6 protein-coding genes are annotated in these 4,785 nt (G+C 72.0%); 2 read left to right on the plus strand and 4 right to left on the minus strand.

Annotated features, from left to right (window positions below; all coding sequences use genetic code 11):
• Positions 1–79: 79 nt before the first annotated feature.
• The 4 genes from AB0N03_RS51835 to thyX form a co-directional block, all read right to left on the minus strand.
• Complete coding sequence (locus AB0N03_RS51835) at positions 80–529, minus strand: hypothetical protein (protein ID WP_364388880.1); 450 nt, start codon at positions 527–529, stop codon at positions 80–82.
• Between the two features lie 25 nt (positions 530–554).
• A complete protein-coding gene (locus tag AB0N03_RS51840) occupies positions 555–1,796 on the minus strand; it encodes an Nramp family divalent metal transporter (protein WP_364388882.1) in 1,242 nt (413 codons plus the stop codon).
• Positions 1,797–1,921: 125 nt separating this feature from the next.
• Complete coding sequence (locus AB0N03_RS51845) at positions 1,922–2,320, minus strand: ACT domain-containing protein (protein WP_360669000.1); 399 nt, start codon at positions 2,318–2,320, stop codon at positions 1,922–1,924.
• Entirely contained in the window at positions 2,320–3,072 is a 753-nt protein-coding gene (gene thyX, locus AB0N03_RS51850) for an FAD-dependent thymidylate synthase (protein WP_364388884.1), read from the minus strand. The genes AB0N03_RS51845 and thyX overlap by 1 nt, the downstream gene beginning before the upstream one ends.
• A gap of 121 nt (positions 3,073–3,193) precedes the next feature.
• Here thyX and AB0N03_RS51855 point away from each other — a divergent pair, with 121 nt between their 5' ends.
• Positions 3,194–3,706, plus strand: coding sequence for a toxin-antitoxin system HicB family antitoxin (locus AB0N03_RS51855; protein ID WP_364388887.1), 513 nt, complete (start codon positions 3,194–3,196; stop codon positions 3,704–3,706).
• Positions 3,707–3,717: 11 nt separating this feature from the next.
• Positions 3,718–4,656: a DUF4097 family beta strand repeat-containing protein gene (locus tag AB0N03_RS51860; RefSeq protein ID WP_364388889.1), complete on the plus strand. Its 939-nt coding sequence runs from the start codon at positions 3,718–3,720 to the stop codon at positions 4,654–4,656.
• The last annotated feature ends 129 nt before the right edge of the window (positions 4,657–4,785 follow it).

Raw genomic sequence — 4,785 nt, forward strand, 5'->3', positions numbered from 1 at the left:
CCCGCGCTGCGCTATTCACTCATTCGCGGCCTCCGACGCCCCGAATGAGTCATTCGCGACCACCGCGGCGGGCCGTGACTCAGCGGCGCGGGCCGTACGCCTCGCCGTGGTACGGGATCCACCGGTAGCCCGGGGCGAAGTCGCTGAACGCGGCGCGCTTCCCGGTCGCGGTCCAGATGTCTTCGCTGACCACGAGACCGGGAAAGCGCGTCAGGTCCTTTTCGGCCATCAGCTCGTCGTACTTGCGGAACGCCGCCCCGGTCTCGACCCCCGCCAGCGCGTAGCGGTACACCGGCGGCGCCGTGCGGAGCAGCCAGTAGAGCCGGCGCCCGGCGGCGGTCGTCGCCGTCGCGTCTTCGGCGGATTCGATCCGCTTCTCGCCGAGGTCCTCGGGCGCGACTCCGCACCACCAGCCGCCGCCGCCGTCGGAGAAGACGCGGGACGGGAAGCCTTCGAAGTGGCGCGCGAGGTCCCGGGCGTGGGTCTCCCGCCCACCGCATTCGGCGTTGAGGGCGAAGCTCCAGGCCATGGCGGCGGACTCCCTGCTCGTGGGCTCAGCCGGTGATGGTGAGATAGACCAGCACCAGGTTGAGCGCGATGATCACCACCGCGATCAGTGCTGCCGCGATGGTCGTCAGCCTGCGGTTGGCGTCCGCCCCCATCAGATCACGGTCGGCCGTCAGCCGGATCAGCGGCACCAGTGCGAACGGGATCCCGAACGACAGGACCACCTGCGAGACGACCAGCGCGGCACTCGGGTCGGCGCCGAGGGCGAGCACCACGATGGCCGGGGTGAGCGTCACCAGCCGCCGCAGGACCAGCGGGATCCGCTTGTGCAGCAACCCTTGCATGATCATCGCGCCCGCGTACGCGCCCACCGACGTCGACGCCAGGCCCGACGCCAGCAGGCCGATCGCGAACATCAGCGCGATACCCGGGCCGAGGGCCACCGCGACCGCGGCGTGCGCGCCCTCGATGCTGTCGACACCCGCCTGGCCCTGCAGGTTCGTCGCGGCGAGCAGCAGCATGCCGAGGTTGACCGCGCCGGCCAGCAGCATCGCCAGGCCGACGTCGGCGCGGGTGGCGCGCAGCAGCCGGCGGCGGGTGGTGACGTCCGGGAGGCCGTGGCGGTCGCGGACCAGGCCGGAGTGCAGGTAGACGGCGTGCGGCATGACCGTCGCGCCCAGCATCGCGGCGGCGATCAGGACGCTGCCGGAACCGTCGAACTTCGGCACCAGCCCGCCGAGCGTGCCGGCTGCCGACGGCGGCTCGACGAACAGGCTGGCCAGGAAGCCGACCGCGATGACCAGCAGCAGGCCGGTGACGACGCGTTCGAACGTCCGCTGACCGCCGCGGTCCTGGACCGCCAGCAGCGTCAGCGAGACCGCGCCGGTGATCAGGCCGCCGATGACCAGCGGCAGGTCGAAGAGCAAGTAGAGCGCGATGGCACCGCCGACGACCTCGGCGAGGTCGGTGGCGATGGCGACGACCTCGGCCTGCAGCCAGTAGGCCAGCCGCGCGGGCCGCGACAGCCGGGCGCGCAGGGCCTCCGGCAGCGACATCCCGCTGACCAGGCCGAGCTTCGCCGAGAGGTACTGCACGAGCACGGCCATCAGGTTCGCCGCGACGATCACCCAGACCAGCAGGTAGCCGTAGCGGGCGCCGGCGCTGATGTTGGACGCGACGTTCCCCGGGTCGACGTAGGCGATCGCGGCGACGAACGCCGGGCCCAGCAGGGCCGACCCGGTGCGCAGGCGCGACGCGAGTCTCGGCCGGACAGCCTCGGTGACCGCCATGGCGCCTGCCTCTCAACCGGTGTCGGGGATCCCAAATCGAAGTTTAGGCGTGCCGAACTTTCGATTTCAAGGGTGATGGCTCCCACCCTCGTGCTGGGAGTACCCGTGAATCACCCACCGAAGCGTCAGGGGTGGGCGACCTCGTGGCCGGACTCGCGCAGCGCCTTCACCGCGTGCCCGAGGTCGGTGGCGCGGACCAGGATGTGGTCGGTGTCGAAAGTGGACATCGAGAACAGCGCGACCCCGGCCGCGGCCAGCTCCGAGGCCAGCGCGGCGATGATGCCGGTGAGCGTGAACTCCAGCGGCCCGCGGACCGAGAGCAGCCGCCAGCCGTCCTCGGACGCCGTGCCGCCGGACGGTTCCCGCCCGGCCGGGCAGATCACGGACAGTTCTTCGGGCGTCCGGGTCACCGAGACGAACGCGGGCTCGCCGGGGGCGAGGAGCTCGGCGGGCACCGGCGCGTCGGCGGGCAGCCGCACGACGGCGTACTCACCGGGGCGGACGTCGATCGCAAGACGCTTCATCAGCCTTCGAACACCTTCGGGCTCGTAGCGATCTCGGTGCCGTCCGGCAGCGTCGAGATGGTGAAGTCGGCGAACACGTTCGCCGCGGCCTTCTGCAGGTGCCGCAGGCACTCCACGGCCAGTTCGCGGATCTCGACGTCGGCGTGCTCGGTGGCGCGCATCGCGACGAAGTGGCGCCAGGCCCGGTAGTTCCCGGTGACGACGATCCGCGTCTCCGTCGCGTTCGGCAGCACGGCCCGCGCGGCCTGGCGGGCCTGCTTCCGGCGCAGCGTCGCGCTCGGGACGTCGGCGAACTTCTCCTCGAGGCCGGTCAGGAGCTCGGTGTAGGCGTCGACGCTCGCCTGGGCCGCGGCGAGGAACTTCTCGTGCAGCACGGGATCGTTCGCGATGACGTCCGGCTCGACGATCTCGGCGTCGCGCTCGGGCACGTACCGCTGGGAGAGCTGCGAGTAGGAGAAGTGGCGGTGCCGGATCAGTTCGTGGGTCAGGGAGCGCGAGATGCCGGTGATGTAGAAGGTCACCGAACCGTGCTCCAGCACGGAAAGGTGGCCGACGTCGATGATGTGCTCGAGGTAGCCGGCGTTGGTCGCGGTGGCGGGGTTCGGCTTCTTCCAGGACTGGTAGCAGGCGCGGCCGGCGAACTCCGCGAGCGCCTCGCCGCCGTCCGCGTCGGTCGACCACGGGACGTCGGCGGGTGGGAAGAACTCCGTCTTCGCGATCAGCTGCACCCTCGGTGACACGGTTTCGGCCACGTCCGCACTTCCTTCCGCAGGCTCCCCCGGCAGCCTAACCGCGCGCGGGCCCCCACTCCCGGGGGACACGTGACATCACCGCTTCCTTGACTGACGCCAGCGATGACGTCATAGTGGTGTCATGGACCTGACGCCGTACATCGCCAACCTTCGCGAGGACCTCGCGAACACGGCTGCCGCCGCGGACGAGCACACCCGGCGGGCGGCCGCGCTGCTGTCCTCCGCGCTCGAACCCGCCGTCCGCCTGACGCTGATGAACGCCCTCGCCGACCTCGCCGCCGAGGTCACGGCCGCTTTACCCGGCCAGGTGGTCGACGTGCGGCTGGACGGCCGGGACGTCCGCGTGGTCGTTTCCGGGGCCGCCGAAGAGGCGCCGCCGCGGGCGACACCACGTGACGCCACGCCGCCACCACCGATCGACGGCGGTGACATCTCGCGCATCACGCTGCGCCTGGTCGAGCAGATCAAGGGCCAGGCGGAGCGCGCGGCGCAGGCACAGGGTGTCTCGCTGAACACGTTCGTCTCCCAGGCCGTCCAGGGGGCGCTGGGGCACGGCGCGCTCGGCGGCGGCCCCAAGCACCACGGCAAGGGCCAGCGGCCCGGGTCGCACCTGCACGGCTGGGTCGAAGGCTGAGGGGATCGAAGATGAGCGACGAAGAAACGACACCGGCCGAGGAAACTCCCGAGGAGTCCGGCGGCGAGCTGGTCCGGGTCGACGAGTTCGAGACCGACGTCCCGCTGGAGCTCGACGTCGGCGTGACGATCGGGCGCGTCGAGGTCGTGCTCGAAGGCGACTCCGGCGCCCGCGTCGAGCTGCGGCACGACCGGGGCGAGCAGCAGCCGTGGGTCGCGGGGGTCAACAGCCTGCTGTCCTGGGTCGGCGAACGCTTCGGCGACCAGCTGGGCGTAGATCCGTCGGGGGCCGACCCCGCCGAAGCGGTGCGGCAGAGCCGGATCGAGAAGCTCGGCAACCGCCTGGTCGTCCAGGCGCCGAAGGCGTGGCAACTGCGCAACGTCGCGCTCTCGGTGACCGTGCGCGCCCCGGCGGGGTCGCACGTCGAGGTGCGGGCCGGCGCGGCGGACGTCACGGTGACCGGCTCGGCCGGACGCGTCGACCTGCTGACCGGCTCCGGCGAGGTCAAGCTCGACCGCGCCGACGGCTCGGCGACGATCCGCACGGGCAGCGGCGGCATCAAGCTGGGCCCGACGCTCGGCGGGCTGCAGCTGCGCAGCGGCAGCGGCCACGTCGAGGCGTCGTCGATCGCGGGATCCGCGACGCTGGCCACGGGCACCGGCGACGTCTGGCTGGGCGCGGTGTCGGGCGAGGTGATGGCCCGCACGGGCAGCGGCGACCTGTCGGTGGCCGACGCGGCCTCGGGCTCGCTCGACCTGATCACCGGCTCCGGCGAGGTCCGCATCGGCATCCGCGGCGGCACGGCGGCGGAGGTCGACCTGACCTCCAGCGGCGGCAAGGTGTCCAGCGAGCTGGACGTGGCCGACAACGCCCCTTCGGGTGGCGTGAAGCTGAAGGTGCGGGCCCGCACGGGCTCCGGCGACGCCGTAGTGACGCGCGCGGCCGGCTGAGTAAGGGGGAAGGCGGGTCGTTCCCGGTGGGGGCCGGGAACGACCCCCCCTAGGAAAAAGCCCCCCGTCGCCCGCCCGGGCCCCAGCCCTCCCCCCCCCACAACAGTATATAAAAACGCTTATAACAAC

The sequence above is a fragment of the Amycolatopsis sp. NPDC051061 genome (genome assembly GCF_040682935.1).
GTDB lineage: Bacteria > Actinomycetota > Actinomycetes > Mycobacteriales > Pseudonocardiaceae > Amycolatopsis.

What these genes read in the sequence shown, in the direction of transcription:
- AB0N03_RS51835 (WP_364388880.1), bottom strand. Translation starts at nt 529, where the DNA reads ATGGCCTGGAGCTTCGCCCTCAACGCCGAATGCGGTGGGCGGGAGACC.
- AB0N03_RS51840 (WP_364388882.1), bottom strand. Translation starts at nt 1,796, where the DNA reads ATGGCGGTCACCGAGGCTGTCCGGCCGAGACTCGCGTCGCGCCTGCGC.
- AB0N03_RS51845 (WP_360669000.1), bottom strand. Translation starts at nt 2,320, where the DNA reads ATGAAGCGTCTTGCGATCGACGTCCGCCCCGGTGAGTACGCCGTCGTG.
- AB0N03_RS51855 (WP_364388887.1), top strand. Translation starts at nt 3,194, where the DNA reads ATGGACCTGACGCCGTACATCGCCAACCTTCGCGAGGACCTCGCGAAC.
- AB0N03_RS51860 (WP_364388889.1), top strand. Translation starts at nt 3,718, where the DNA reads ATGAGCGACGAAGAAACGACACCGGCCGAGGAAACTCCCGAGGAGTCC.